The 26,560-nt window shown below is 73.2% G+C and carries 25 protein-coding genes; 8 read left to right on the top strand and 17 right to left on the bottom strand.

The genetic code is table 11. The annotated features are described in order from the left end of the window. Positions 1-103 precede the first annotated feature (103 nt). From OG776_RS36700 to OG776_RS36680, 5 genes are all read right to left on the bottom strand, one after another. The gene (locus OG776_RS36700) at positions 104-940 is read right to left on the bottom strand and encodes an undecaprenyl-diphosphate phosphatase (RefSeq protein ID WP_329323242.1); all 837 of its coding nucleotides are present in this window, start codon (positions 938-940) and stop codon (positions 104-106) included. A gap of 71 nt (positions 941-1,011) precedes the next feature. After that, on the bottom strand, positions 1,012-1,386 hold the full coding sequence (crcB, locus tag OG776_RS36695; protein ID WP_148014424.1) for a fluoride efflux transporter CrcB: 375 nt from the start codon (positions 1,384-1,386) through the stop codon (positions 1,012-1,014). 2 nt (positions 1,387-1,388) lie between these two features. Next, the gene (locus OG776_RS36690; protein WP_148014425.1) at positions 1,389-1,763 is read right to left on the bottom strand and encodes a DUF190 domain-containing protein; all 375 of its coding nucleotides are present in this window, start codon (positions 1,761-1,763) and stop codon (positions 1,389-1,391) included. Next, on the bottom strand, positions 1,760-2,236 hold the full coding sequence (crcB, locus tag OG776_RS36685; protein WP_329323239.1) for a fluoride efflux transporter CrcB: 477 nt from the start codon (positions 2,234-2,236) through the stop codon (positions 1,760-1,762). Before crcB (OG776_RS36685) ends, OG776_RS36690 begins: the two co-directional genes overlap by 4 nt. 178 nt (positions 2,237-2,414) lie before the next feature. Beyond that, on the bottom strand, positions 2,415-3,401 hold the full coding sequence (locus OG776_RS36680; RefSeq protein WP_148014427.1) for an SMP-30/gluconolactonase/LRE family protein: 987 nt from the start codon (positions 3,399-3,401) through the stop codon (positions 2,415-2,417). A gap of 552 nt (positions 3,402-3,953) precedes the next feature. Here OG776_RS36680 and OG776_RS36675 point away from each other — a divergent pair. After that, positions 3,954-4,307: a VOC family protein gene (locus OG776_RS36675; protein ID WP_148014428.1), complete on the top strand. Its 354-nt coding sequence runs from the start codon at positions 3,954-3,956 to the stop codon at positions 4,305-4,307. Positions 4,308-4,390: 83 nt separating this feature from the next. Then, positions 4,391-4,786, top strand: a complete 396-nt coding sequence (locus OG776_RS36670) for a MarR family winged helix-turn-helix transcriptional regulator (protein WP_148014429.1) — start codon at positions 4,391-4,393, stop codon at positions 4,784-4,786. A gap of 49 nt (positions 4,787-4,835) precedes the next feature. On the opposite strand, the gene OG776_RS36665 is transcribed toward OG776_RS36670, so the two are convergent. The 3 genes from OG776_RS36665 to OG776_RS36655 all read right to left on the bottom strand — a co-directional run bounded on the left by OG776_RS36665 (position 4,836) and on the right by OG776_RS36655 (position 7,074). Continuing rightward, complete coding sequence (locus OG776_RS36665) at positions 4,836-5,948, bottom strand: hypothetical protein (protein WP_329323234.1); 1,113 nt, start codon at positions 5,946-5,948, stop codon at positions 4,836-4,838. Between the two features lie 244 nt (positions 5,949-6,192). Beyond that, complete coding sequence (locus OG776_RS36660; protein WP_148014894.1) at positions 6,193-6,609, bottom strand: SseB family protein; 417 nt, start codon at positions 6,607-6,609, stop codon at positions 6,193-6,195. A gap of 99 nt (positions 6,610-6,708) precedes the next feature. Then, the gene (locus OG776_RS36655; protein WP_148014893.1) at positions 6,709-7,074 is read right to left on the bottom strand and encodes a GtrA family protein; all 366 of its coding nucleotides are present in this window, start codon (positions 7,072-7,074) and stop codon (positions 6,709-6,711) included. 289 nt (positions 7,075-7,363) lie between these two features. On the opposite strand from OG776_RS36655, the gene OG776_RS36650 reads away from it, so the two are divergent. From OG776_RS36650 to OG776_RS36630, 5 genes are all read left to right on the top strand, one after another. Next, the gene (locus tag OG776_RS36650; protein WP_148011707.1) at positions 7,364-9,232 is read left to right on the top strand and encodes an RNA ligase family protein; all 1,869 of its coding nucleotides are present in this window, start codon (positions 7,364-7,366) and stop codon (positions 9,230-9,232) included. Further along, positions 9,232-12,426, top strand: a complete 3,195-nt coding sequence (locus OG776_RS36645; RefSeq protein ID WP_329326594.1) for a poly(A) polymerase — start codon at positions 9,232-9,234, stop codon at positions 12,424-12,426. The genes OG776_RS36650 and OG776_RS36645 overlap by 1 nt, the downstream gene beginning before the upstream one ends. Before the next feature lie 135 nt (positions 12,427-12,561). Beyond that, complete coding sequence (locus tag OG776_RS36640; RefSeq protein WP_148011705.1) at positions 12,562-12,735, top strand: CsbD family protein; 174 nt, start codon at positions 12,562-12,564, stop codon at positions 12,733-12,735. Positions 12,736-12,862: 127 nt separating this feature from the next. Continuing rightward, positions 12,863-13,318, top strand: coding sequence for an ATP-binding protein (locus OG776_RS36635; RefSeq protein WP_148011704.1), 456 nt, complete (start codon positions 12,863-12,865; stop codon positions 13,316-13,318). A 165-nt stretch (positions 13,319-13,483) separates the two neighbouring features. Further along, positions 13,484-14,026: a DUF6328 family protein gene (locus OG776_RS36630; RefSeq protein ID WP_148011703.1), complete on the top strand. Its 543-nt coding sequence runs from the start codon at positions 13,484-13,486 to the stop codon at positions 14,024-14,026. Between the two features lie 15 nt (positions 14,027-14,041). Here the strand turns inward: OG776_RS36630 and OG776_RS36625 are convergent, their stop codons facing one another. The 4 genes from OG776_RS36625 to OG776_RS36610 form a co-directional block, all read right to left on the bottom strand. Then, the gene (locus OG776_RS36625; RefSeq protein ID WP_148011702.1) at positions 14,042-14,377 is read right to left on the bottom strand and encodes a hypothetical protein; all 336 of its coding nucleotides are present in this window, start codon (positions 14,375-14,377) and stop codon (positions 14,042-14,044) included. 184 nt (positions 14,378-14,561) lie between these two features. Next, positions 14,562-14,918 (bottom strand): hypothetical protein, encoded by a 357-nt coding sequence (locus OG776_RS36620; protein ID WP_329326593.1) that lies wholly within the window; start codon positions 14,916-14,918, stop codon positions 14,562-14,564. Between the two features lie 212 nt (positions 14,919-15,130). Beyond that, positions 15,131-15,565: an ATP-binding protein gene (locus OG776_RS36615; protein WP_329323224.1), complete on the bottom strand. Its 435-nt coding sequence runs from the start codon at positions 15,563-15,565 to the stop codon at positions 15,131-15,133. 101 nt (positions 15,566-15,666) lie between these two features. Beyond that, entirely contained in the window at positions 15,667-15,927 is a 261-nt protein-coding gene (locus tag OG776_RS36610) for a WhiB family transcriptional regulator (RefSeq protein ID WP_148011700.1), read from the bottom strand. A gap of 245 nt (positions 15,928-16,172) precedes the next feature. Here OG776_RS36610 and OG776_RS36605 point away from each other — a divergent pair, with 245 nt between their 5' ends. Next, positions 16,173-16,877, top strand: coding sequence for a GAF and ANTAR domain-containing protein (locus OG776_RS36605; protein ID WP_148011699.1), 705 nt, complete (start codon positions 16,173-16,175; stop codon positions 16,875-16,877). A gap of 410 nt (positions 16,878-17,287) precedes the next feature. Here OG776_RS36605 and sbnA read toward each other — a convergent pair whose 3' ends face one another. The 5 genes from sbnA to OG776_RS36580 form a co-directional block, all read right to left on the bottom strand. Then, positions 17,288-18,328 (bottom strand): 2,3-diaminopropionate biosynthesis protein SbnA, encoded by a 1,041-nt coding sequence (sbnA, locus tag OG776_RS36600; RefSeq protein ID WP_148011698.1) that lies wholly within the window; start codon positions 18,326-18,328, stop codon positions 17,288-17,290. Between the two features lie 37 nt (positions 18,329-18,365). Then, positions 18,366-19,445 (bottom strand): 2,3-diaminopropionate biosynthesis protein SbnB, encoded by a 1,080-nt coding sequence (gene sbnB / locus OG776_RS36595; RefSeq protein WP_148011697.1) that lies wholly within the window; start codon positions 19,443-19,445, stop codon positions 18,366-18,368. Next, positions 19,442-20,446, bottom strand: a complete 1,005-nt coding sequence (locus OG776_RS36590; protein ID WP_329323219.1) for a TauD/TfdA family dioxygenase — start codon at positions 20,444-20,446, stop codon at positions 19,442-19,444. The genes sbnB and OG776_RS36590 overlap by 4 nt, the downstream gene beginning before the upstream one ends. Positions 20,447-20,612: 166 nt before the next feature. Next, positions 20,613-23,909 carry a non-ribosomal peptide synthetase gene (locus OG776_RS36585; RefSeq protein WP_329326591.1) on the bottom strand — a complete coding sequence of 1,099 codons (3,297 nt, stop codon included), beginning with the start codon at positions 23,907-23,909 and terminating at the stop codon, positions 20,613-20,615. Between the two features lie 13 nt (positions 23,910-23,922). Then, the gene (locus tag OG776_RS36580; protein WP_148007264.1) at positions 23,923-26,526 is read right to left on the bottom strand and encodes a Pls/PosA family non-ribosomal peptide synthetase; all 2,604 of its coding nucleotides are present in this window, start codon (positions 26,524-26,526) and stop codon (positions 23,923-23,925) included. Positions 26,527-26,560 lie beyond the last annotated feature (34 nt).

Genomic DNA, 26,560 nt, shown 5'->3' with positions numbered 1-26,560 from the left:
CTCTTCCGCGGGCCGGGGCGGGTGTCGCCCGGGCCCGGCCGCCGGGGGCGGGGTCACGGACGCGACGCGTGACCTCACGGCCCCCGGCGGTCGACCGCCGGGATCAGCTGTTGAGCGTGCCCGTCGCGAGCAGCCCGAGCAGCGCCACCCCGATCACGATCCGGTAGATCACGAAGGCGTTGAAGGAGTGCTTGGCGACGAACTTCAGCAGCCAGGCGATCGAGCCGTAGGCGACCACGAACGACACGAGCGTGCCGACGGCCAGCGGCGCGGCGCCGACCCCGGTGCCCAGGGCGTCCTTCAGCTCGTAGATTCCGGCTCCGGTCAGGGCCGGGATGCCGAGGAAGAACGAGAGCCGGGTGGCGGCCACCCGGTCCAGGTCGAGGATGAGCGCGGTCGACATCGTGGCGCCGGAGCGCGAGAAACCGGGGAAGAGCAGTGCGAGGATCTGCGAACTGCCCACCAGCATCGCGTCCTTGAACGAGGTGTCGTCCTCACCGCGCTTGTGCCGGCCCATCTGGTCGGCCGCCCACATCACGCCGCTGCCGACGATCAGGGAGCCCGCGACCACCCACAGCGAGGCCAGCGGCCCCTCGATGAGCGGCTTCGCGGCCAGGCCGACGATCACGATCGGGATCGTCGCGTAGATCACCCACCAGGCGAACTTGTAGTCGTGGTGGTGGCGCTCCTCCTTGTCGCGCAGTCCCCGCCCCCAGGCGGAGACGATCCGCACGATGTCCTTGAAGAAGTACACGAGCACGGCGGCGATGGCGCCGACCTGGATGACCGCGGAGAACCCGACGACGGCGTCGTCGTCGACGGGGATGTTCAGCAGCCCCTCAGTGATCTTGAGATGACCGGTGGAGGAGACGGGGAGGAATTCGGTCACTCCCTCGACGACCCCGAGGACGACGGCCTGACCGACGTTGATGACGCTCATGGAATCCAGTTCTGAGGAGTTGGTCGACAGTGCTGTAGACAGTCTTACTATGCCCGGGCGACCCGCAAGACCTAGGCCCACACGGTGTGCGCGAACGAAACCCCCGCGAATGCCGCGCCGAGCCCGGCCGCCACGCTCACGACCACGTTCACCACGGCGTAGAAGCCCGCTCCGGTCTCGGTCAGCCGTAGTGTCTCGTACGAGAAGGTGGAGTACGTGGTCAGTGCCCCGCACAGGCCGGTCCCGAGGAACAGCTGGAGGTGCGGGCCCGCGGCGCCGACGGCCACCGCGCCGGTCAGCAGACCGAGGACCAGACAGCCGACCACGTTGACCGTGAAGGTACCCCAGGGGAAGACGGTGTCGTGCCGGGTCTGCACCGCCCGGTCGGTCAGATAGCGCAGAGGCGCGCCGAGCAGTCCGCCGACGATCACCAGCAGCCAGTTCACAACTACTTCTTACCTTCCCTGCCCGTATTGCCGGACTCGGCGTCGCGGCCCGCGTACCGGACGACCTCGCAGTCGTCGAGGATCACCAGCCCTTCGCCGACGAGTTCGTCGAGCTGGGGGAGGAACGCGCGGATCCGTTCCTCGGTGTCCACGACGACGATCGCCACCGGGAGGTCCTCGCTCAGCGACAGCAGCCGTGAGGTGTGGATCAGCGAGGAGGCGCCGAACCCCTCGATACCGCGGAAGACGCTGGCGCCGGCCAGTCCGGCCGCGTGGGCGCGGTGCACGATCTCCGAGTACAGCGGCCTGTGGTGCCAGACGTCGTTCTCGCCGATGAAGATCGTCACACGGAGGGCGCTGCCCGTGAGCCTGGTCATCGCCGCCTCCCCGCCAGTGCGCGCCGGGTCACCGTGACCGCGAGCCACACCGCCGCGAGCGCCGCGCACAGGGTCGCCGCGAGATAGGCGAACCCGGTCGCGGGACGCCCCCCGTCGAGCAGTCTCTGGATGTCGACGGCGTAGGTCGAGAAGGTGGTGAACCCGCCGAGCACCCCGGTGCCGAAGAAGGGCCGCACCAGCCGGTGGGCGGCCCACACGTCGGTGATGACGACCATGAAGACGCCGATCACGGCGCAGCCGACGACGTTCACCCAGAACGTGGTCCAGGGGAAACCGCCGGTCTCCACCGGCCACAGCAGGCTCGCCCCGTACCGCGCGGAGGCGCCGATCGCGCCGCCGAGCGCGACCATCGCCACCACCGGCGCCTGACCGTCCCAGGGGGACGCACGGCGGGAGGGCGGGGACACGGGAGCGTCGGGTGTGCCGACTCGCTCGGGGTGCGGGACTGTCATGGACACACTTCTCCTACTCGCCGGGCCCCGGAGGGCGCACTCCGTCGCAAGTAGGGACCGTTGGCGGCGCGGACGCCGCGGTTCGGGTACGGCGGGCCCCACCGCCGCGCCGCGACGCAAGATCGCGGCCGCTGAACAGCCTACCGCCGGGGACGGCGGCCTCGCACACCCGGACGGGTCACGCTCCCCCGGCGCCCGGCGGCAGGTCGCACACGGCGACCCCCCGCTCCCAGATGCTTCCCAGCACCAGACGGCCGTCGGCCACGCACCCGCTGGTGACCATGCGGAACCGTGCGCGGCGGCCCTCCAGGCGGTGGACGACACGGGCCTCGTCGTCGACCGCGAGGACCCCTGTGGTGGCCGGCGGCCGGAACGGCGCGCGCACCGCGACGCGGGCCGCCGCGCACCGCAGGGCGGGACCGCGGCGGTGCAGGATCTCCAGGGCGGGGACGCGGGGTCCGGCCAGGGCCACCCAGACCGGACCGCCGGGTTCGCGCCAGAGGTTGTCCGGTTGTCCCGGCAGATCCTCGGCGAAGGTGTCGGCGCGGCCGGCCGCCGGTCCGGTGAGCCGGACCCTGGTCAGCCGCCGGGCCCCGGTCTCCGCGACGATCAGGAAGGATTCGTCGGCCGAGGGCGCCAGGCCGTTGGCGAACCGCAGCCCGTCCAGGACCACGTCGGGTTCGCTCGCGCCGGGCGCGAGACGCAACAGCATCCCGGTACCGGTGTCCTCGACCAGGTCCCCGATCCACCGTTCGAGCGGGTATCTGCGGCTGGAGACGGTGAAGTAGACGGTGCCGTCCGCGAGCGCGATCACGTTGCTGCAGAAGCGCAGCGGGGCGCCCGCCACCGAGTCCGCGAGGACGCGGACCGCTCCGTCGCGGACCTGGACCCCGAGCAGCCCGCGACGTGCGTCGCAGACCAACAGGTCGCCGTCGGGGAGGAGTTCGAGTCCGAGGGGCCGGCCGCCGGTCCGCGCGATCTCCTGGACCCGGGCGCGGGCCGGGTCACCGAGCCCCTCGACGCGCAGGATGCGGCCGTCCTCGACGCCGGTCAGGACCCGGCCGCGCGGGTCGGCCACCACGTCCTCGGGGCCGTGACCGCCCAGGGACACGAGGTGGCGCGGTACGAGTGCCGTGGGGCGGCCGGAGTGCGGAGAGTGCGTCATGCCCGCCTCCGTACCCCTCCCGACGCCTCTCGAACAGAAGTCGGCCGTCGAGGGGCCGGGAGGGCGGCTCGACGACGGACGGGGTGCGGGCCTCGGTGAAGGGACGGGGCGTCTCCCGGCCTGGGGCCGGGCGCCTCCCGGTCGCGGAGTGACAGGTCGTCGCGGGTCGCCCGACGGCTGTCCGGTGATCCTCGGTGGATCAGCGCGCGGTACCGGATGCGGTGCATCGCAAGGCGCGGAGGATCGTCGCCGTACCGGGCATGTGCGGGCGGTCCGACGACGCGGCGAGGTGCGTGGCTGTCGTCGTGCGCCCGCCGGGGAGCACGGGACGGCCCTCGGTGCCGTCGGGAACGGCGGGCGCGTCCGGGCGCGAGGTGGCCGGCCGTCCCCGACCGACACCGGAGGCGCCGGGCTCCGTCCACCGCCCGCGCGGCGATCCGGTCAGGATTCGAGAAGCCACCGTGCCCGGCCCCGGCCTAGCGTGGAGGAGCCGGCACAGCCCGTCGGCCGGACACCATCACACGCAACGACACGCGTCAGCAGGGAGTCGCCATGACCGCCGGTCTGAAGACCATCATCTATCCCGTGAAGGACCTCGCACGGGCCAAGGCCATGTTCGGCCGCCTGCTCGGGGCGGAACCGTACGCCGACACCCCGTACTACGTCGGGTTCAAGGACGCCGGGCAGGACGTGGGGCTCGACCCCAACGGCCACGCCAAGGGCATGACCGGACCGGTTCCGTTCTGGCACGTCGACGACATCCGGGCCTCGCTCGCCGGGCTCCTGGAGGACGGCGCCGAGACGCTCCAGGACGTCCAGGACGTCGGCGGCGGCAGGCTGATCGCCTCCGTCAAGGACCCGGACGGCAACCTCGTCGGGCTTCTCCAGGACGCCCCCGGCGCGTAGGCCCCGGCGGCCGGCGGCCGTCCTGATGCACCTGCACTGGTTGCACGCTCAATGAACGGCGTTTCCTCTGTTACCGTGCAGACATGGCAGCGAACACGGCGGACGGGGCCCGGCTCGAGGACCGGTGGCGGGACATCCTGTCGGTGCACGCGCGCACCATGTGCGAGATCGACCGCGCGCTGCACCCCCACGGTCTGGGCGCCAGCGACTTCGAGGTGCTGGACATCCTCGCCTCCGGCGAGCTGTCGCACGCGGGCGAGCTCTGCCGGGTGCAGAACATCGCCGACCGCGTGCATCTGAGCCAGAGCGCCCTGTCCCGTCTGATCGGCCGGCTGGAGAAGGACGGGCTGGTGGAACGCACGGTCTGCGTGGAGGACCGGCGCGGGGTGTGGGTCGCGCTCACCCGCAAGGGCCGTGACCTGCACGCCGAGGTGCGCCCGCTGCAGCGTTCCGTCCTCGCCCGCATGCTGGCCGGCTGAGCGCCGGCCCCGCGCGGACTCCCGGGCGGGGCCCGTACCGCGTCCCGGGCTACGGGGCGGGGCGGGACGGTGCCGGGTCGCCGCCGGGCGGGCGGCGGTCCAGCGGCCGGGCGGGCGGGACGGGCACGGCGGCGAAGTCCCGCGGTCCGGTCCACAGCGCGGGGACCGCGTCGCCACGGCGGCACAACTCGTAGGCGATCGCCTCGTAGTTCACCCGCCAGCCGTGGAAGTGCGGCCAGGCCTCCGACGCGGTCCGCCCGGCGGGGAAGCCCGCCGCCCGCACCATGGACACCGCCGCGTCGAACTCCTCGAAGGTGAGCTGGATCGGACTGTCCGGGGCGGGATCGGCGTCGTACGCGAAGCGCAGCGAGCGGGCGATGTCGCGCAGCGCCGTGAAGCCCGCGCGCAGGACGAGCCGGGCTTCCGGCGGTGCGCTGCCCGGGGTGAGGGCGAGGTGCAGGGCGGCCGCGTCCATCACGGAGACCAGGCCGACGATCCAGCTCCGGTACGGCCGTGGTGAGCGGAACGCCAGCAGGACCGGGTACGTGGAGTGGCTCTCGCCGATGTCCGAGGCGAGCCGCTCCCAGGAGCGGTACAGCTCGGGCAGCGCGGTCTCGGTGTCGACCAGCCACTGCCGGGCCAGGATCTCCGGTCCCCATGCGGGCTCGCCCGCGCGCGACTGAAGCAGGGTCACCTCCAGTTCACGGCGGTTGTAAGCCGCGTACAGGGTCGGCAGATAGGCGATCTGGAGGGCGATCACGACCGGTCCGGTGGCCGCCGCGAGGAAGTCCACGGCGGACAGGTGCAGCCGGTCGCCGCTGGCGAATCCGAGCGTGAACAGGCTGGACCCGGCCTCCCGCACGGACTGCGCCCAGGTGAGCGCGGAGAGGGAGTGCAGCAGCAGTCCGAAGCCGAGCAGCGCGCCACCGAGCCAGCTCGCCAGCATGCCGACCAGCATGAGCGGGGCCAGCCAGGTCTGCGCACGGTCGATGGCGTCGTAGCCACCGCCCGGGGCGGCCAGCCGCAGCAGCTGACGGAGCCCTCGCCACCAGCGGGTCACCAGAGCGGAGTAAAGCCCCCGCGGCACCACGAGGGTGCGCAGGATGCTGGCGAGCACCAGGACGAGGATCAGCCCGCCGGCGACGCCCGAGATCCAGTTCATGCGGCCATTGTCACGCCCGGCGGGAGGCGCTCCGCGCGGCGGATCGGGTCCGGTGCCCGGGCTTGTGGACCTTGAGGACGTCCTGGTGGCTGCGCCGGTCGGCGTCGGGAAAGTCGCGGTGCCCGGGCCGGTCGGCGTCGGGGCCGGCCCGTCGTCGCGCGTCGCGACGACGGGCGGGCCCTCGCCGGCGCGAGCCACTGCCGGCGGCTCGCCCGTCGAGGGCCCGTCGCGGCGCCGCTCCGGTTCAGGCCGGGCGGGCCAGGAGGGTGCGGACGCCCTCGGAGGTCAGGGTCAGACCGTGCGGCGAACTCGCGTCGATGGTGAGCGCCAGATCACCGGCCGGCCACTGCGAGGCCAGCGCGCCGAGGGGGACCATCCGGTAGCGGGAGACGAAGGGCAGCAGCCCCGCCATCTCCAGCTCCGAGGTGAAGACCGGCACCACCTGCTCCCCGCCCGGCTGGTCGAGGACCGGCAGCGCCACGGCCGCCGGATCGCTGGCGTCCTGTTCGCTCGCGTCGTCCGGGACCGGGACCAGCACCTCGCTGCCGGCCAGCGTGTCCAGTGCCACCGCGTCGCGGGTGTTCTCCGCGAGGGTGTCCAGGGCCCGCTGGGCCGGGGTGGCGGGCGTGGGCCGGTGGTGGTCGTTCGAGGGTGTGTCCATGGCAGATCCCCAGGAGTAGCGGACGGACCGCCCGGAACGTGATCCGTCCCGGGCGCGGTTCCCGTCGCGCGTACCCGTCCACGGCCGGGACATTCCGGGTCAGGACGACGGAATCATGATCGCCCGGCTGGCGAGGAAGGTGAACGGCACGGCGACCGCCGAGGCGAGCAGCGCGGCGGTCCGCGACCCGCAGTGGCCCACCTCGACCAGGAAGTGCAGGGCGAGCGTGGAGACGACGAGGTTCGTGGCGGTGGCCAGCGGGAACCGTACGAACTTCCGCAGGGTGGGACGCGTCCGGTAGGTGAAGCGCGCGTTGAGGAAGAACGAGACGACCGTGGCCCCGGCGAACGCCACGACGTGGGCGACCAGGTAGGGAAGGACCGTCAGGAGCGCGAGGTAGAACGCGTAGTACACCGCGGTGTTGACCACGCCGACCACCGCGAACCTGAGGAACTGGCCGCCCATCAGGCGCCGCCGGAGGCACGCCGGGACCGCGCGGGCCGGGGCCACCGGTCGAGACGTCGCGAGGAAAGTCCGATCATGTCCTCATCATTGAAGCAGAGCCGAGGACCCGCCGAGACCACTGCCCTCTCCCCCGCCGCTCCCGTCACCCCCGGGTCCCCCGTCCCCCGCCGTGACGGCACGGCCTGGAAAACCAGGGGCCGCCGGGAGCCCGGACGATTACAGTCGGCGCTCTCATTTCCGGACCCGTCTCGTGATCGGGGCCGTACCGCTTCACCGGGGGACGAGAGCCATGGGGTCCGGACGACCTGCCCTGACCGACAGGGGGGCACGCGTGCACTATCCGCGCACCCCGCACCTGCCCTGGTCGCCGGGGGCGACCTCGGACGACGTACGGGTGACGGATCTGGCGGGCCTGCGGGATCTGGAGGTCGTGGTCACCGAGAAGCTCGACGGCGAGAACACCACCCTGTACGCGGACGGGCTGCACGCCCGGTCGCTCGACTCGGCGCACCATCCGTCGCGGGCGTGGGTGAAGGCGCTGCAGGCCCGGGTCGGCGCGGCTCTCCCACCCGGATGGCGGGTGTGCGGCGAGAACCTGTACGCGCGGCACTCGATCGCGTACACCGCCCTCGACAGCTTCTTCTACGGGTTCTCCGTCTGGGACGGCGAGCGGTGCCTGGGCTGGGACCGGACGGTGCGGTTCCTGCGGAGCCTCGGCGTTCCCGTGCCGCGCGTGCTGTGGCGGGGCGTCCTCGACGACCGGGCCCTGCGGTCCCTGCGGGTCCTGCGGCTCGATCCCGCCCGCACCGAGGGGTACGTCGTACGGACCGTCGAGGGATTCCGGTACGAGGAGTTCGGCCGCCGGGTGGCCAAGTGGGTGCGGCCCGGCCACGTACGGACCGACACGCACTGGATGCACGCCGAGGTGGTGGCCAACGGGCGGGGCACCGCCGCCGCCCTGTGGGACGTGCGGTCCGGCGCGTCCCCGGACGTACGGGCCCTCCTGACCGCCACCGGCACGGGTCCGGAGGCAGGGGCCGAGAGCGCGATCGGGTCGGGGACGGAGCCGGGGACCGGAGCGGGTGCGGGCGGCGAGCCGGCGGCGGTGCGGTCCGAGCGGGCGGTCGCCGGTGAGGCCGTCGTCGCGGAGGTGGCCGACCGGCTCGACGCACTGGGACGGACCGGGGACGCACGGCTGACGGGGGTGATCGCCGCCCTGCTGCACGGGGGGCGCCGAGCCGGGCTGGCACCCCGGCTGGCCGGACCGCTCGGCATGCCCTCGGCACGGCGGGTCGCGGACCTGGTCGGTCTGCAGTCCCTGCTGCGCCGTCCGCACCCCGACGAGGAACGGCGCGCCGGGCTGGGGCGCATGGCGCTCGCCGCCGACCTGGGGGTGCTCCACGCGGTCGCCGCGGCCGTCGCCGTCACCGAGGGTGCCGCGGCGCGCGAGCAGGTCGACTGGTCCGCACTGCACGCGGAGGAGGCGGGCCTGCTCGGCGAGGACCCGTTCGGGGGTCTTCGCGCGGGCCTGCTCGGTGCCCTCGGCGGCCTCGGTGACACCGACGCGGCCGACCGCTGCTGGGCCTGGGCACGGGCGTCGTACGCCGCGGGGAAGGTGGCCACCGCCGAGGCGGCCGTGGCCGCGACGTGGCGGCTGCGCGACGGCGCGTTCCCCCGGCTGATCCATCTCGTGGGTCCCTCGGGCAGCGGCAAGAGCACGTTCGCCGCCGGGCTTCCCGGCATCGACAGCCGCGTCTGCCTCGACGACCTGCGCTCGGCGCGCGGCGCACGCTCCGACCAGCGCGCCAACGCCGCGGTGCTGCGCGAGGGCCTGCGCCGGCTCGACTCCGCGCTCGCGGCCGGCCCCGCCACCGTGGTGTGGGACGCCACGTCGCTCGGCCGGCACCAGCGCTCCCTGGTGGACGCGGTGGCGCACCGGCGGGACGCGCTGATCACCCACGTGGTCGTCCTGGCCGCCGACGAGGAACTGACCGGGCGCAACGCCGGACGGGCCCATCCGGTGCCGCCCGGGGTGCTCCAGGCCCAGCTGCGCCGCTTCGACCCGCCCTGTCCCGGTGAGGCCCACCGGATCTGGTACGTCGGCACGGGCGGAACCGTGGACGACGTCGACGGCACCCTGGACGGAGGCGAGCGGTGATGCGTACCAGCGACGAGATCTACCACCGGGTCCGCTGGGACCCGCGCTTCGACCCGGCCCGGTTCGTGCTCGGTGTCAACCAGCGCGGGGCCGCCCCCGCGCGCGTCCCCCTGGCCGCCTTTGTGCCCGGGGGCGACATCCCCTGGCACCGCGTGCTGTTCGTCGAGGCGGACGGCGAGGTGGTGTGGGACCGGACGACGGGTGTCGACCGGATCGACGTGACCTCCGCCGGCCGGGTGCGCGTCCCACGCCTGCTGCGGGCCCCGTTCTTCACGGCCGACACGCCGTCCGTGTGGGACGACGCGTCGGCACGGTGGCGCGCCGCCGGCCGGCCGGAGGCGACGACGCGCCCGGGCGCGGACGCACGGGTGCCGCCCGCCCGGGTGCGGGTGCTGACCTGGAACACGCTGTGGGACCGGTACGACAGCGACCGCATCGACACCGACCGCCGCAGGCCCCTGCTGCTCGCGGCCCTGGAGGACGCCGACGCCGACGTGATCGCGCTCCAGGAGGTCGAGGCCGGGCTGCTCGCGCTGTTGCTGCGGACACCCTGGATCCGCGCCGGCTACACGGTGGGCGCCGACCCCCGGGGGAAACGGGTGGACGACAACGGACTGCTGCTGCTCAGCCGGTTGCCCGTCAGGGAGGCCGGCCATCACGCGCTCGGCCCGCACAAGGGCGTCACCGCTCTCGCCCTGGAGACGTCGTCCGGCCCGCTCGTGGTCGCCGCCACGCACCTCAGCAGCGACCACTCCGACGACGGCGCGGCCCGCCGAGCGGCCGAACTCGCGCGCATCGCCGAGGGACTCGCCGACCTCGACGGCCCCCTGGTGCTGCTCGGCGACTTCAACGACGGCGGCGACGGGCCGACCGGACCCGCCGGCGTCCTCGGCATGCGGGACGCCTGGACGGAGGTGCGCGGCGCCTTCGACCGGACTCCCACCTTCGACCCCGCCGTCAATCCCCTGGCCGCCGTCTCCTCGCTGTCCGGCCGTTCCTCCCGGCTCGACCGCGTGCTGCTCCGGGGCGCCGCCCTCCGCCCGCTGGAGGCGGCCCTGCGGGGCGACTCCCCCGGCCCCGGAGGGCTGTACGTCTCCGACCACTTCGGCGTGGAGGCGGTGGTGAGCCTGGACGGAGTCGTGGCGGGCCCGGACGGAGCGGACGTCGTCACGGCCCGTGACACCGGACCCGCCGGGACCTCGTCGAGCCGCGGCGCCCTCGGCGACCACTCCGACGACGTCCTCGCCGCCCCTGACCCCCACGGCACCCTCGGCCTCGCCCCGACCGCGCGCACGGCGGTGGCGTGGCTGCCCTCCGGGGAACCGTGGCCGGTGATCCAGGAGCTCCGGCGGACCTACGACCCGCAGGTCCGGCGTTGGCCGCCGCACGTCAACCTGCTCTTCGGCTTCGTCCCCGAGTCCGCGTTCGACCGGGCCGTCCCGCTGCTGTCCCTGGCGGCGGCCACGACACCGCCGTTCGACGTCCGCCTCGACGGCGTGCACACCTTCGGGCACCGTGACGACGCCACGGTGTGGCTCGACCCGGCCGCGTCGGACCCGGATCCCTGGGCACGGCTGCGGGCGGCGCTGGAACAGCGGTTCCCGCGCTGCCGGGGCCGGGACGCGGGATTCACCCCGCATCTGACCCTGGGCCGGGTCCCGGACCCGGGCCCGGTCGCCGCCGACTGCGCCGCCCGGCTCGGCCCCGCCGTGCGGGCCCGGGTCGGACACCTCGTCCTGCTCTCCCGCCGCGGTGACGAACCGATGCGTCCGCGGGCGACGGTCGCGCTGGGCACCGGTGAGGTGCGGTGGCTGCCCGACCCGGCCGACACCGCCGCGGACCTCACGGACACCACCGCCGGGACCACGGGAACCACTGGCACCACCGGGACCACCGGCACCATCTCCGGCAAGGTGACCTCGGTCGGCGGGGCGGCCTCGCCCCGCACCGCCGCCGCGCCCGTCACCACGCCCCCGGACGACCGCGCCGCCGAGCACACCGCGCGTCGCGTCGCCGACGCGCTCGCCGACGGAGCCGTGCACGTCGTCGGGTCCCGGCGCATGGGCGGCGCGCTGCCCGGAGCGGATCTGGACCTGGTCGCCGCGCTGCCCGGTGTCGTCGACATGGCCGACGTCCTGGCGCGGGTGACCCGGGCGCTGCCGGCGGCCACCCGGGTACGGCGGGTGACCGGCGCGCGGGTTCCGGGGCTGCGGCTGAGCGTCGGCGGACTCGACGTCGACCTGAGCGTCGTCGCCACCGGTCCGCTCCCGCCCTCCGATGCCGTGGTACACCGTGCCCGGCTGGGCGCGCGGGCCGCGACCGCTCTGAGCGCGGTCGACGACGCGGCCGCGGTACGGAGCGCCGTCGACGGCCGGCACCGCGCGTTCGCCCGGCTGGCCGCGGAGGTCAAGGCATGGGCGAAGGCGCGCGGTCTCGACTCGGCGCCGTTCGGCGGACTGCCGGGGCTCGCCTGGTCCGTCCTGGCGGCGCGTACGACCCGCGAGGCGGAGGTGCCGTCCCCGGACGGACTGCTCCGGCACTTCTTCGGGACCTGGGCCGCGTGGGACTGGCGCGAACCGGTCACGCTCCGGCCCGGCGGGCACCGGCCGGGCGGCCCGGGCCGGCCGGGCCGCGGACCCGGCGGGCATGTGGACCCCCTCGCACCGCCACCGTCCGCGGTGTCGGTCCTGACGCCGACCGCTCCGGTACGCCTCTGCACGGCCCAGGTCGGCGCCGGCTTCCGCGACCTCCTGACAGACGAGCTGTACCGCGCCTGGGACATCCTGGAGTCGGCCGCGCTCACCGGCGTCGATCCGCTGCCCGAACTGGTGTCTCCCCCGGCCCTGCACCGCCGGCACGCCGCATGGCTGGTGGTGGAGGTACGGGCGGCGGACACGGCCGGGTTCGAGGAGACCCGGGGACGCCTGCGCGGGCGCGTACGGGCCCTGCTCACCGCGCTGGGGGAGGCCGGGACGGCCGACGCGCACGCCTGGCCCCACCCCTTCGAGGAGGGTCCCGCGTCAGCGTCGTACGCGATCGGGCTCGGCCGCGACCCGCTCGGCACGGACCGGCTCACCGGCCTGTCGCGCGGGTGGGTCGAAGGGCTGCCCGGAGTCGTGACCAGGCGGGTGGAGTGCGGCGGGGTGCCCACCCTGCGTTCCCCCGGGCCGGTTTTTCCCGCTCACCGTGCATGACCCGCCGCTTCGAGGAATGACCCGGCTTTTCGCGGGAAACGGCCGTCATTTCGCGGCGGGCGGGTTTGGGACGGTTCTCTCAGGTCAGCCGTAGTAGTGGATCGCACAGTCAATGCGGTGAGGACGTGATCTGCGGTGACCAAGAACCAGAAGGCACAGGCGAAGACGGAGCAGGCCAAAGGCAAGGCCAAGGAGACCGTCGGTCGCACCGTCGGCAACGAGCGTATGACCTCCGAGGGCAGGGCGGAGAAGGCGAAGGGTGACACCCGCCAGGCCAAGGAGAAGATGAAGGACATTTTCCGGCACTGAGGGTCACGCGCTGAATCGGGCCCGCCGCGCGCTCATGCGGCGGGCCCGTTTCCTTTGACGGGTCACCACATGTTCGAAGGGTTTCTCCGAGTTTCGAGTTTCGAGTTTTCGAGGAAAGGGCGAGGAAATGTGCGGAGAGTACCGGGCGCACTCCACCGGCGCGCCGACCGGACCGCCCGCGTCGGACTCCTCCGGACCGCGCAACCCGGCCGAGGTGCGCGAGGCCGTACGGCAGGCGCTCGACAGCTCCCGACGGTCCCGCGGACCCGGGGCCACGACCGATGCGACGGCGGTCGGTGACGTGCTGCTCGTCGCCTCCGAGCTCACGACCAACGCGATGCTGCACGGCGGCGGGGTCACGGCGTTCGAGGTGATACCCGGCGAGCGTGAGGTGCGCCTGTCGGTGAGCGACCGCAGCGACGAACTGCCCAAGCCGGTACGGCGCGCCGACGGTTCGGCGCCCCTGCAGATCGGTGGGCACGGCTGGCCGATCGTGTGCCGGCTGGCCCGCGACATCATCGTCTCGTATCTCCAAGCGGGCGGAAAGCGCATCACGGCCGTCGTGCCGCTCTCCCCCGGGTAGACGATCCCGGTAGAAAGCCATGTCGCGAGAAATCCATGGCGCGGCGGGTACGCCGGAGACGAGCGGGCGCGCCTTTCTTCGAGGTGTTCGAGGACACGGAATCCCGGAAGCACGGGATCCACCGAAACCACCGCCCGGGCATCCGGGGTCTGCCGGGAGGAAGAATTGTCGGAGTCGGCACATGACGAAGCGCGCGGCGACGCGGTCCGGGCCCGCCACGACGCCGGGCGGGCCCGGAGCGACTCCGGACGTCACGAGACGGAGGAGGAGAGGGCGGACCGCAAATGGGGTGACCTCCTCCAGGAGATCCGGGTCGCGCAGACCGGCGTGCAGATCCTGTTCGGCTTCCTGCTCACGGTCGTCTTCACACCCAGGTACGCGCAGCTGGAACAGGCGGACAGGACGATCTACATCGTCACGGTCGTTCTCGGCGCCTCCGCCACGGGCGCGCTGATCGGACCGGTGTCCCTGCACCGGATCGTCGCCGGGCGGAGGGTGAAGGAACAGGCGGTCGTATGGGCGTCACGGCTGACGCTCGCGGGGCTCGTCCTGCTGCTCGCGACGATGACGGCGTCGCTGCTGCTGGTCCTGCGGGTCGCCACCCACGACGACTACGTGCCCTGGCTCGTCACGGGGATCGTCGCCTGGTACCTGTTCTGCTGGTTCGCCGTGCCGATGTGGGTGCGCGGCCGTCACACGGCCCCGTGAGCCCCGCGCGGACCCTCACGCGGTGAGAGCCTGCCGGGGCGCGGCGGTCGGGGCGGACGCCTCCCGCGCGGCGGGGCGTACCGGATACGTGGTCTTGCCGGGGTCGACCACCGGGTCCCCCAGCACGATCCGGCCCGCCGCGTGCAGCGCGTCGCAGGCGGCGGTGGGCAGGGCGACGTAACACCCGCCGCGCCCGGCGCCGGCGTCCATGGACTGCCAGTAGCCGTACCGGCGGCGTCCGCTGGCCTGCACGGTGAGGCAGACGGGAGCACGCTGCACGGTGATGAGACGCAGCACCTCGGCACCGTCGGGGCCGAGCGGAGCGGTGGGACGCGGGAGGGCTCGCAGCATCGTCAGCGGTCTCCGTTCAGGGCTCGCGGCACGGCGCGGCGGCGATGGGTGGGCGTCATGTGCGGGCGGCCTCTCGACGGACGGATCCGATCGCGCACCGCCGGGAGCGGAAACGATCTTCGTTGCTGCTCCGCATTGTCGCGGACGGCACTGACAACACGAAGGCGGCGCTCGCGGAACCGGTTCACCGGGGCGGCGCCGCCTTGTCCGTCCCCGTCCGGTGTGCGCGAGCGGTCCGCTCGCCCTGGACGAAGGGGTCGTGGTCGGGGTCGTACGTCCCCGCGTGGTCGGCGAGGGCGTCGGTGATCCGCTCCCACTCGTCGGCCTCCGCGCGCGCGACCTGCGCCTCCTGCCGCGTGAGCGCGTCACCGCGGGCGGCCTCCCTGGCCGTCTCCAGAGCTTCCTTCGCCTCGTGGTGCCGCATGCCGGTGGCCGAACGGCACACCCGCGCCCAGGCGGCGCGTTCCTCCTGCGAGGGCTCGCGCACCTCGTCGCCCACCTGCTCGACGGGTCCTGACGCTCGGTCCTGCTCCAGGCTCACTCCTCCACCCCTTTCGGACGCACGGAACTGACAGGTCCTACAGCAGTCCCGTGTGCCCCCGCCCCGTGGACCGACACCTCCCGGCACCGACGAGTCGGTACGGGGTCCGGTCGCGGGGCATCCGGACGTCCGGGGAAGGGCCCGCGCACCACCGGAGAGGGTCCGCGCGACACCGGGGAATGGCCGCGCGCCACCGGGGAGTGGCCGCCCGGTCACCACGGCAGCAGGGCGTGGACGTCCTTGCCGTCGGGCCGGACGACGACGTTCACCCGGTGACAGAGCGCGTGGACGAGGTGCCAGCCGATGCCGCCCGCGCCCCGGGCCGGGTTCATGCGGCGGGGCGTGGGCGGTGTGGTGCTGCTGTCGCGCAGTGTGACCTGCACACCGTCACCGGTGGGCCGTACCCGCAGCTCGAAGGGGCCGGGGGCGTACTGGATCGTGTTGGCGGCCAGTTCCGTCACCACCAGCAGGACGTCGTCCCAGTACTCGGGCGACGAGGGCGGTGACGCCCGCGCGAGGACCCGTAGATAGCCCTCCGCCGAGAGGCGCGCGTCGGTCACGTCGCACAGCTCGCCGGGGAAGACGACGGCGAGGCTCTCGACCTCCTCGTCCGACGGCCGCTTGTCCCCGCTCGGATCACTTTCCATCACGCCTGCCCCGGACTCGTCGCGGGATCTCTCCCGCTGCCCCGCACCACGCGGACGCCATCGCTCCCGCGCCCTTCCTGCCCACCTGCCGGCCCGCTCGCCTAGGTCCCGGCATCCCTGGCCGCCCGGCCGACCGTGCGCCGCCTCAGGGCGCGGCGTTCGTTCTCGCTCGTACCGCCCCAGACGCCGATGGTCTGCCCCGTGTCCAGCGCCCAGCGCAGGCACTCGTCACGGACGGGGCACCGCCGGCAGACGGCCTTGGCCTCCTCGACCTGCGGAAGCGCGGGGCCCGTGCTGCCGATGGGGAAGAAGAGGTCGGGGTCGACGGTGCGGCATGCCGCCGATTCGCGCCAGTTGTCCATGGGAACCTCCTGCGATCACCGTGGTGTCGTTCGTCGAACTTCGGTCCTCCTTCGGGTCACCGTTGATCCACGGGTGAAACACGGGGACTCGCCGGGACGGTGTCGTCCCGGCGGGAGGGGACCGCGGCGGGCGGGCGCCGCCGAGCCGTCCGGGGGCTCCCGCGGGGCGCGACGGGGAAGCGCGGGTGGCAAGATGGAAGCCTTGGTGGGCGACGAGGCGGCTTCGACGGCAGAGCAGGTGGCACATGTCCCATGAGCCCGGCGAGGTCTGGGAGCAGTTCGCCGTCGCCCTGGCGGAGATGGCGCGCGATCTGCTGGCCCAGGACTCCGTGCAGGGCACCCTGGACCGCATCGTGGAGCACGCGACGGTGCTGATCAAGGACTGCGACGACGCCGGCATCCTCACCGTGCGACGGGGTGAGGTGCGTGCCCTGGCGGCCACGGGCGACGTGGTGCGCCGTGCGGACCGGATCCAGCAGGAACTGCGGGAGGGCCCCTGCTTCGACGCGGTGACCGACCGTCAGCAGGTCTACGTCATCGAGGACCTGAACCGGCCGCACGAACGCTGGAGCCGCTTCGCCCCCGAGCTGAGGAAGCTGGGCATGGGGAGCGTGATGGGCTTCCTCCTCTTCACCGAGGACGACGAACTGGGCGCCCTCAACCTCTACTCGCACCGGCCGCGCGCCTTCGACGACGCCGCCCGGCAGGCGGGCTGGATCCTCGCCTCGCACGCGGCCGTGGCCTTCTCCGCCGCCCGGACGCACCAGCAGCTCGGTGACGCCCTGGAGACCCGCCACGAGATCGGCGAGGCGATGGGCATCCTGATGGAGCGCTACGGGCTGCCCGAGAACGCGGCCTTCGGGGTGCTCAAGAAGGCCTCCCAGGACCGCAACGTCAAACTGCGTGAGATCGCCCGCCAGGTCTGCGAGACCGGCGAGAAGCCGGGCTGAGCCGCCTCGGCGGCTCGGCGAGAGCGGCGCGGGGACAGGCGGGGACAGGCGGGGACAGGCGGCCTCGCGGGTCCGCGGGACCCGCGACAGGCCCGGCCGCGGCGCCCCACCGGCTCCACGGAACGCGCGCGAGGCCCCGGCGGGACAGCGGCCCCGCGGGACACCGCCACCTGCGCGAAGCCCCGGCGAAGGCGGCAGGAGGCCGGAGCTCGGGTCGGCCGACGTCCTGGCCGGTGACGGGCCGGGGGCCGGTGGGAGACCGTGCGACCCGTCCGGCCGGCGGTGCGGCCCTCGCCGTCGGCCGGACGGACCGCCGCACCCCGCTCGCGGGTGCGGGCCCGGCCGGGCCCTCGGCCCCTCCGGCGGCCGGGGCGCGGGCGTTCCGTGCCCTCCCCGACCGCGCGCGGCCCTCAGTGGCTCCGGCTGCGGGGCGGCGCGTCCGGTGTGTCAGGGGTGTCCGGCGTGGTCTGTGCCTGGTGCCCGCCGACCGGCACCTGATCGTCGAGGACGTGCTCGCCGTAGAGGTCGTGCAGCCAGTTGGTCTGGTAGATGGTGTCGAGGTAGCGCTCGCCCAGGTCGGGTGCCACGGCCACCGCGGTGATGCCGGGTATGTCATGCCGGCTGAGCCACTCCATCGCACCGCTGACCACCGTCCCGGTGGAGCCGCCGAACAGGAAGCCGCGCCGCGCCATCCGGTGGCATGTACGGATGGTCTCCGCCTCCTCGACCCGGATCACCTCGTCCACGAAGGACTCGTCGAGCAGCGGCGGCCGCATGCTCATGCCCAGGCCCGGGATCATCCGGCGGCCGGGTGCGCCGCCGAACGCCACCGAGCCCACGCTGTCGACGGCGACGATCCGCACCGGCCGGTGCCAGGTCCGGAAGTACCGGGCGCAGCCCATCAGGGTCCCGGTGGTGCCCGCGCCGACGAACAGGACGTCCAGACCCGGGAAGTAGCTGGCGATCTCGGGCGCCGTCGTGCGGAAGTGCGCGCGCCAGTTGCCCGGGTTGGTGTACTGGCTGAGCCACACGTAGCGGTCGTCGGACGCGCACAGCGCGCGGACGTAGTCGAGCCGCGCGCCGAGGAAACCCGCGTTGGCGTCCAGTTCGGAGATGACGTGCACCTCGCTGCCGAGTGCCTCCATCAGCAGGCGGGTCGAGAGGTTGCACCGGGAGTCCGTGACGCACAGGAACCGGTAGCCCTTGCTCGCGGCTATCGTGCTCAGCGCCACACCCAGGTTCCCGGACGACGACTCCACCAGGATCGAGTCCGGCCGCAGGACTCCCTCGCGCTCGGCGGTCTCCACCATCTCGTTCGCGGCCTTCACCTTGATGGAGCCGGCGAAGTTGAAGCCTTCGCACTTCAGATACAGCGAACGCCCGAAGATCGACCGGAGGTCGACGTAGAGCTGGCTTTCGTTGAAGGCGTGGGGTGTGGAGATGACGGGCACGGTGGGCCTCCTGTTGCCAGAGCTGAGGTGGTCGCGCTCAGCCGTACCGACGCAGTTCGTGGAAGAAGTCGTCGACGAGCCGCAGGTCCCCCCTGCGGGCCACTTCGTCGTAGACGTACTTGCCGACGGCGAGGTCGAGAACGCCGAGTCCGAACGGCGAGAAGATGACGGTCCGGTCGGCCGGCGGGGTCACCCGTCCGGTCAGGACGTCGTCGAGGGTGCCGTCCAGGAAGTCCCGGCTCCCGGTGAGCTGTTCGGCCAGGTGGGGTGAGGTGTCGGCCTTCAGGCAGTGCTCGACGTCGTCCACGATGTTGGCGGCGGCGAGCAGGACCTCGGGGGCGAGGTCGCGCAGCGAGACGTTCAGCACGACGGGGTGGTGGGAGAACCAGTCCGGGTCCGTGACATGGGGTGCACCGGCGACGGTGGCGAAGACCACCAGGTCGCAGGCGCGGATCAGCTCCTCGGCGCTGTCGTGGACGGTGACCTTGGGACCCCGGCCGTTGGTCCCGGCTTCCCGCAGGTAGCCGGAGAAGCCCGCCGCGCTGTCGGCCGACAGGTCGTGGACCCCGACGGAGTCGAAGGTCCAGCCGGTGCCGGCCAGGAAGGTGTGGATGTAGCGGGCGATGAGCCCGGTGCCGACGAACCCGACCCGGGTGGGGCGCGGGCGGCCGCGGCTGAGCCGGTCGGCCGCCAGCGCGGCGGACGCCGCGGTCCTGGTGGCGCTGATGACCGAGCTCTCCAGGCAGGCGAAGGGATAGCCGGTGTCGTGGTCGTTGAGGACGAGGACCGCGGAGGCCCGGGGGATGCCAGCCTGGACGTTGCCCGGGAAGCTGGAGATCCACTTCATGCCGTCCACGCGGATCGGGCCGCCGATGGACGCGGGCAGGGCGATGATCCGGTCCGCCGGGCGGTCGGGGAAGCGCAGGAAGTACGACGGCGGGTTGACCGAGTCCCCCGCGCCGTGCAGCCGGTAGGCGGCCTCGACGAGTTCCACGAGCCCGCGCTCGCGTCCGCTGAGCGCCTGGTGCACCTGTGCGCCGGAGATCACCGCGAAGGTGGGCGCGGGGGTCGCCGGGGGCGCGGTGTCCTCGGCGAGCGGGGTGGGCAGAACGGTCATCGGGCACCCCCGTCGGAGGCCGTCCGGTGGTCGGCGGACCGCCGCGGCTCGGCCATGGCGACCAGCACCTCGCGCTCCCCGGTGAAGGCCTCCCTGCTGTGCGCGGTGCGCACGTTGTCGACCAGCAGCAGGTCGCCGGCCCGCCAGGGCTCGCGCCGGGTGTGCTCCTCGTAGGTGGCGTTGACGAGTTTCACGACGTCCTCGCCGATCGGGGAACCGTCACCGAAGCGGGTGTTGAACGGCAGCCCGTCCTCGCCGTAGACGTCCACCAGGTACTCGCGGACCTCGGGGGCGAGCGTCCACTCGTTGAGGAAGGCGATCTGGTTGAACCAGCAGGCCCTTCCGGTGACCGGGTGCCGCACCACGGCGTCGCGGCGCTGCCGGGTCCGCAGGGTCCCGTCGGGCTCCCAGGTGAAGTCGATGGCGTGGTCGCGGCAGTAGCGCTCGACGGCGGTGCGGTCGTCGGTGCCGAACGACTCGGTCAGGGACGCCCCGATCTCGTCGTTGTAGCTGCGGGTGAGCAGCCATCCCTCGCGCTCGAAGCGCTCGGTCAGCGCGGCGGGCAGCGCCTGGAGCACCCGCTCCGCGTCGGCCACCGCGGTCGCCCCGCCCTGGCCGGGCGCGGTCAGGCAGGCGAACAGCATCAGGCCGGGGAACTCCTGCCGGTAGCTCAGCTCGTGGTGCATGCACATCGGCTGGTTGGCGGGCCAGACGGAGGAGGAGTACAGGCCGGGGCCGCGGATCTCCCGGGGCGCGAAGGCCTCCCGGTCCTCCAGCAGATCGCCGCCGAGCCCCCTGAAGACGGACCCGACCTGGTCGGGCGCCCGCAGCTCCAGACCGCGGACCAGCAGCGCGCCGTGCTCCGTGACCTGGCCGCGCAGCGCCTCGCGGTTCTCGGCCGCCCAGGCGGGCGCGTCCGCGGGGGCGTCGACCCACAGGATCGGGGGCTTGCCGGGGTGCAGTTCCACCTCGGGCAGGGCTGCCAGGAACGAGGACGACATCGGGTTTCCTTTCGGTTGCCGCACGCGGCGGTGAGGTCCGTCCGGGCGGGGGATCCGCTGGGGAGCGGGGATCCGCTGGGGTCTGGAGGGCCGCTGGGGTCTGGAGGGCCGCCGGGGTCTGGGGGCGCTGGGGATGTGGGGGGTGCGCTGGGATGTGGAGGGCCGCTCAGCCGGGTGAGGGGGTGGCGAGCAGTTCGGTGGCGAGCAGTTCGGTGGCGTCCAGGACCGCCTGGGCTGCCGCGTCCGGCCGGGTACGGGGGAAGTAGTGGCCACCGTCCGCGAGTTGGTGCAGCTCCACCTGTTCGGCCAGGAGCTGCCAGTCCCGGTACCGGTCGGCGGAACCGGCCGTGTGCGGGTCGTCGGCGGCGACGACCACCGTGACCGGCACGGCGAGCTTGGCCGCCGGAGGGTTCTCCAGCGCGTCGGTGAGATAACGGTGCGCGGCCACGCAGTCGTTGCGGTAGGCGGCGCCGACCCGTTCGGTGTGGGGGGTGTTCAGCTCGCCGAGCCCGGTGTACCCGCCGTCCGAGCCCAGGGCGGCGGCGATCTCGGCGTTGCCGCGCTCCGCGAGGGCGATGACGGCCGCGCGTCGTTCGTCGGCGGTGCCGAGGAGCTGGGCGCCCAGGAACACCCGGGGTACGTCCACTCCGTGTGCGCGCAGCAGTCTCGCCGTCGCCAGGGCCGGGGCGGCGCCCGAGGAGTGACCCCAGAGCGCGACCCGGGTCAGGCCGCGCGCGGCGATCTCGGCGACGACCCGCGCCACCAGGTCCGCCAGGGGCACGAACGGCTCGTCGTGCACGGCCGGGTCGTGACCGGGCGGGTCGACGGCGTAGACCGTGGGCCCGTGGCCCGTGGCCGCCAGGGCGGCGGCCATCGGCCGGAAGTTGACCGCGTTGCCGCCCGCGTGCGGGAAGCACACCAGGGCGTACTCCGCGGGTCCGTCCGACTCCGCCAGCCGCTGGAGCAGTTCGTGGCGCCGGGGCGCGGCGCCGTCGAGGAGGGCGGCGAGGTCGGCGAGCACCGGGTGGGTGGTGATGTCCTTGAGCGACACCGCCCGGTCCAGCGCGACGGTCAGTTTCACGGCCGTCAGCGAGGTGCCGCCGGAGTCGAAGAAGTGGTCCCGCCGGCCGACACCGTGCTCGGGCACGCCCAGCAACTCGGCCCACACGCGCGCGAGTCGCTTCTCCGCCGGGGTGTGCGGGGCGCCCCCGGGCTCCGTGGCGCGGTCGTCGGCGCCACCGTCCGTGGCCTGTCGGGCGAGGGCGGTCAGGGCCTTCGTGTCGATCTTCCCGTTGGCGGTCAGGGGCAGGCTCGGCTGCCAGTGGAAGGCGGCGGGGATCATGTAGTCGGGCAGTACGGCGCCCAGTGCCTCCCGCAGGGTGTCGGCGCTCAGGGACCGGCCGCTGTAGTAGGCGATCAGACGGGAGCCGCCGCCCGCCGACTCCGCGGCCACCACCGCGCCGTCCCGGACGCCGGGCACCCGCAGCAGGGTGTTCTCCACCTCGCCGATCTCGATGCGGAAGCCGCGGATCTTGACCTGATTGTCCCGGCGCCCGAGGAACTCCAGCGAGCCGCCCGGATGCCAGCGCCCCCGGTCGCCGCCCAGATAGAGCCGCTCCCCGGAACGGTAGGGGTCCGTCCGGTAGGCCTCCCTGGTCCGCTCGGGGTCGTTCACGTACCCGCGGCCCACGCAGACCCCGGAGAAGGCGATCAGGCCCGGGGCGCCGAGCGGTACCAGGGACAGGTGGTCGTCGACGACGTAGACGTGCACGTTGCTGACCGCGCGCCCGAGCAGGACGCGGTCCGGCACGGCCTCGATGATCTCGTGGTTGGTGTCGTCCGACGTCTCGGTCAGCCCGTAGGCGTTGACGAGTCCGATCGCGGGCTGGATCGCGAACCAGCGCTGGACCAGCTCCCGCTTCAGCGCCTCTCCGGTCACCGACACCCGGGTCAGATCGGGCAGTTCGCGGGGGTGCTGTTCCAGGTACGACACCACCACCTCCAGGTAGGAGGGCACGAGTTGTGCCACCCCCACCCGGCCCTCGACCAGGGTGTCGACGAACCGCTCCACGTCGACGATCACCTTCTGTCCGACGATCAGCGTCCGCCCGCCGACGAGCAGCGCGGCGAGCAGCTGCCACAGGGAGATGTCGAAGCACTGGGGTGCCGTCTGCGCCACCACCCGGTCCTGGTCGATCCCGAGGTCGTCGATCTTGGCGTAGAGGTGGTTGAGCAGGCCCGCGTGCTCGCACATCGCGCCCTTGGGCTCGCCGGTGGAGCCGGAGGTGAAGTAGATGTAGGCCAGTTGACCGGCCGTCACGCGCACGCCGACGTCGCCGTCGTCGTGCCGTTCCGCGTAGGCGGTCTCCATCAGCAGCCGTTCGACGCCCGGCAGCGCGTCCAGCGCCCGGTCGAGGCTGTCGGTGCTGCCGGACTCGGTGAGCACGAGCCGGCACCCGGCGCGTGACAGGGTCGCCTCCACGCGTCCCGCGGGGAAGTGGGGCTCGATCGGCAGATAGACGCCGCCGGCCTTGAACACCGCGAGGACGGCGGCCAGCCAGTCGAGGTTGCGTTCGGTGACGACGCCGACCGGCTCCTCGCGGCCGAGTCCGCGGGCGAGCAGGGCGCGCGCGAGCCGGTTCGCGTGGGCGTTGAGTTCGCCGTACGTCCACGCCTGTTCGCCGTGGACGGCCGCCACCGTCTCCGGATGCATCCGCACCCGCTGCTCGAACAGCTCGTGCGCCCGGCCTTCCGGCAGCGGACGCCGCGGTCCGTCCAGTGCCTGGAGCTGGTACCGCACCTCCTCGGGCGACAGCAGACTCCGCGACGCGTGATCGGCGTCCGGGTCGGCCGTCATCAGCGCGAGCGCGGTGAGGTGGTACCCGGCGATCCGCGCGGCGCACCCGGCGTCCAGTGTCTCGGTGCGGTACCGCAGCCGCAGCACCGGCTCCCCGGCGCCCTCGCACCAGCCCACGTCGAGCATCACGTCCTCGGCCAGGGCGTCCGCGGTCCCGGCCGGGTCGAACGTGATCTCGTACGCGGGTCCGGCCGCCCCGGTCTCCCGGCGCAGCTCCTCCACGGGGAAGTCACGGTGGGCCAGCAGGTCGTTCTCGGCCCCGCGGACACTCACCAGGAGTTGGCGCCAGGACCGCGGGGTGACGGTGAGCCGGCAGGGCAGTGGACGCGTGCCCGTCCCGGCGGCGGCGTATCCGGTCACCACCTCCGGCTCGCCGGACAGCACGGCCAGCACCTTGGCGTGCGCGGCCAGCAGCACCGAGGTCACCGGCGCGCCCACGTCGCGGGCCAGGCGGCGCACCGCCTCCGTCACGTCGGCCGGTACCGCGGCCTCGTACCCGGCCACGCCCGCGACCGGCTCCGCCGTCCACCTCGGGGCCGGGGTGAATCCCCCGGCGGCCAGCACACGGCCCCAGTACTCCCGGTCCGCCTCCACGTTCGCTCCCATCGAATGGCCTTCCTCAACTCGCCGTGGCCGCGGTGTCGCCGGCCGGGCACGTTCCCGCTGCCGCCGTCGCGTCGGTCCTGTCGGGGGCCGCCGGGGCGGCGGCGGTCTCCACGGCGGGGTTTCCTCCCCAGTGCGCCCGGGAGGGGACCTCCTCGCCCTTCATGAGGAAGGAGTCGGGTGCCAGCACGGCGCCGTCGCCCATCGTCACGCCGTAGTGCACATGGGCGCCGACCCCGAGGGTGCAGCCGGCACCGAGGGTGGTCCGGTCGGACTTGAAGGTGCCGTCCTCCTGCGAGTGGCACTGGATCTTGCTGCCGGCGCTGAGGGTGCAGTCGTCGCCGATCGCGGCGAGCGTCCGCTCCGTCAGATAGCAGCCGTCGTCGAAGACCCGGCGGCCGATGCGGACGCCCAGCATCCGCCAGATCAGGCTCTTGAAGGGCGTCCCGTTGAAGATGTCGAGGTAGTGGTCCGGCACCTTCCACAGGCGCTCGTGCCACCAGAAGTACGGGTCGTAGATGGAGCACAGCCGCGGGCTCAGCGGACGGAACCGGGCGACGCAGCGCTCCACGAGGACGAAGTACAGGGCGGTGAACGTCAGCGTGACCGCCACGTACGCGCCGATCACGACCTGCCCGAGTGCTCCGTACAGTCCGGCGGTGGCGAGCGCGAACGCCGTGAGCACCAGGGTGTGCAGCCAGCGCAGGAACAGGAAGAGCGCCATCGAGCGGAGGTTGTAGCGGTTCTTCGCGGCGAGGCTGCGCTTGAGTTCCGCACCGGTCCTGAGGTGGTCGAAGCGCGAGTCGCGCTCCACCGAGCGGGGGATCTCGAAGCACGGTGAGCCGAGCAGCCCGACCCCCGTACGGATCTCGCCGTCCAGGGGGACCATCACCTTCGTGGCGAGGAGGCAGTTCTCCCCCGTCCGGCCTCCGGCGGGATAGGCGATGTTGTTGCCGAGGAAGTTGCGCGGCCCGATCGTCGCCCGGGAGACCCGGAAGGACGTGCTCGAGTAGTCCGCGTTGACGACCGAGAGGCCGTCCGCGATCATCGTCCCGCTTCCGACGCTCACCAGGAACGGCGTCTCGTGCTGCACCTCCGAGCCGAAGTTCGACCCGGTCTGCTCGACCTCCGACAGGTCGTAGCCGAGGCCGCGCAGATAGGGCACGACGTACGAGCTGTCGCCGAAGAGCCAGGCGAAGAACCTGAGGTTCGTCATCGTCGTCATCGCCCGGTGGAGCGCGTAGTGGAAGCCGTACAGCGGATAGACCCGGTCGGGTTCGACGACGAGGTTCAGCAGCCGTGGCACGGTGAACAGGGCGACGAGACCCAGGACCACGAAGCCGAGGAACAGCACGAGGGACAGGATCAGCGAGTCGATCAGGAAGTCCGACGACGTGAGCGCGGGGGTGGCCGCCTCCAGCCGTCGGCCGAGCGCCGGAACCTGCGTGAAGACCATGTACGTCCCGCCGACGGCCAGCGGGAGGTAGAGGAGGAACAGCTGGAGCAGGGTGGCGATCCCGAACCAGGCGCGGCGCGGCGTCCCGCAGGCCGCCGGCCCGACCCGTACGTGGTCGATCGGCGTGGGTTCCGCCGGGGAGCCGTGCCGTCGCTCACCGGCCGGGACGGCCTGGCCGGGGTGGAGGGCCGAGGAGTGTCCGAGCTGGGCGCCGTCGCCCATCGCCGTGTCGATGTCGAGGACGGTCTTCTCGCCCACGAACACGTCCCGGCCGAGGGTGACCGGACCGGTCTGGATCCGGCCCGCGTGCGCCCGGTAGCAGAGGAAGAACGAGTCCTTGCGGACGACCGACCCGGAGCCGATCGTGAGCAGGTCGGTGCAGACGGGGACCGACCGGGAGAGGATCGTGACCTCGGCGCCGATCCGCGCGCCGAGGGCGCGCAGATACAGCACGTACAGGGGATTGCCGACGAAGAAGATCATCGGATTGGCGTGGAGCAGTACCTTGACGAGCCAGAAACGCAGATAGGCCAGGCTCCAGACGGGGAATTCACACGCTTTCCAGCGTCCGACCAGAATCCATTTGGCGACGACGGGAAATCCGCACAGAGTGACGAATCCGAGGCCTCCGAAGAGGACCGAGCGCGTGTAGACGTCGGCGAGGCCCGAACCTGCGGCGATCCATTCGTAGCCGCGGGCGGCGCCCAGTCCGGTGGCGAAGGAGTACCCGAGGAACAGCAGCAGTTGGGCGGTGCCGCACAGGACGTAGCGCGAGGTGCTCGGCCGGGGCGCCGGGATCGGCGAGGGCGCGGCCACCGACGGCGCGGCGGGGAGCGACGCGTCTGGGATGGCGGGCAGGGCCTCCGTGAGGGCCGCCGCCAGGGTCCGGATCGTGGGGTACCGGTAGATGTCCTTCATCGACGCGGACGGCAGGTCCGGCCGCTTCCTGACCCGTGCGCAGAACTGCGCCATGACCAGCGAGTTGGCGCCGAGGTCGTCGAAGAAGTGGCTGTCGACCGGAACGTGTTCGGCGGACACGACGCCCGCCAGCACCTCGGCGAGTCCCGTCTCGGTCTCCGCCGTCGTCGGCTGTGCGCCGGTCGGCCTGACGGCGGCTGGTGCGTCCGCTCCGACTATGAAGACCTCGGAGGACTGCTCCACCATTCGACCTCCTGAGAAGACGTTTCGGCTCCCGATT

Origin of the sequence: Streptomyces sp. NBC_01689 (genome assembly GCF_036250675.1) — a bacterium.
Classification (GTDB): Bacteria; Actinomycetota; Actinomycetes; order Streptomycetales; family Streptomycetaceae; genus Streptomyces.
This window is presented reverse-complemented; position numbering and strand designations above follow the sequence as displayed.

Coding starts and splice junctions, on each gene's coding strand:
- OG776_RS36700 (WP_329323242.1), bottom strand. CDS start 940: ATGAGCGTCATCAACGTCGGTCAGGCCGTCGTCCTCGGGGTCGTCGAG.
- OG776_RS36690 (WP_148014425.1), bottom strand. CDS start 1,763: ATGACCAGGCTCACGGGCAGCGCCCTCCGTGTGACGATCTTCATCGGC.
- crcB (WP_329323239.1), bottom strand. CDS start 2,236: ATGACAGTCCCGCACCCCGAGCGAGTCGGCACACCCGACGCTCCCGTG.
- OG776_RS36680 (WP_148014427.1), bottom strand. CDS start 3,401: ATGACGCACTCTCCGCACTCCGGCCGCCCCACGGCACTCGTACCGCGC.
- OG776_RS36675 (WP_148014428.1), top strand. CDS start 3,954: ATGACCGCCGGTCTGAAGACCATCATCTATCCCGTGAAGGACCTCGCA.
- OG776_RS36670 (WP_148014429.1), top strand. CDS start 4,391: ATGGCAGCGAACACGGCGGACGGGGCCCGGCTCGAGGACCGGTGGCGG.
- OG776_RS36665 (WP_329323234.1), bottom strand. CDS start 5,948: ATGAACTGGATCTCGGGCGTCGCCGGCGGGCTGATCCTCGTCCTGGTG.
- OG776_RS36660 (WP_148014894.1), bottom strand. CDS start 6,609: ATGGACACACCCTCGAACGACCACCACCGGCCCACGCCCGCCACCCCG.
- OG776_RS36655 (WP_148014893.1), bottom strand. CDS start 7,074: ATGGGCGGCCAGTTCCTCAGGTTCGCGGTGGTCGGCGTGGTCAACACC.
- OG776_RS36650 (WP_148011707.1), top strand. CDS start 7,364: ATGGGGTCCGGACGACCTGCCCTGACCGACAGGGGGGCACGCGTGCAC.
- OG776_RS36645 (WP_329326594.1), top strand. CDS start 9,232: ATGCGTACCAGCGACGAGATCTACCACCGGGTCCGCTGGGACCCGCGC.
- OG776_RS36635 (WP_148011704.1), top strand. CDS start 12,863: ATGTGCGGAGAGTACCGGGCGCACTCCACCGGCGCGCCGACCGGACCG.
- OG776_RS36625 (WP_148011702.1), bottom strand. CDS start 14,377: ATGCTGCGAGCCCTCCCGCGTCCCACCGCTCCGCTCGGCCCCGACGGT.
- OG776_RS36615 (WP_329323224.1), bottom strand. CDS start 15,565: ATGGAAAGTGATCCGAGCGGGGACAAGCGGCCGTCGGACGAGGAGGTC.
- OG776_RS36610 (WP_148011700.1), bottom strand. CDS start 15,927: ATGGACAACTGGCGCGAATCGGCGGCATGCCGCACCGTCGACCCCGAC.
- OG776_RS36605 (WP_148011699.1), top strand. CDS start 16,173: ATGTCCCATGAGCCCGGCGAGGTCTGGGAGCAGTTCGCCGTCGCCCTG.
- sbnB (WP_148011697.1), bottom strand. CDS start 19,445: ATGACCGTTCTGCCCACCCCGCTCGCCGAGGACACCGCGCCCCCGGCG.
- OG776_RS36590 (WP_329323219.1), bottom strand. CDS start 20,446: ATGTCGTCCTCGTTCCTGGCAGCCCTGCCCGAGGTGGAACTGCACCCC.
- OG776_RS36585 (WP_329326591.1), bottom strand. CDS start 23,909: ATGGGAGCGAACGTGGAGGCGGACCGGGAGTACTGGGGCCGTGTGCTG.
- OG776_RS36580 (WP_148007264.1), bottom strand. CDS start 26,526: ATGGTGGAGCAGTCCTCCGAGGTCTTCATAGTCGGAGCGGACGCACCA.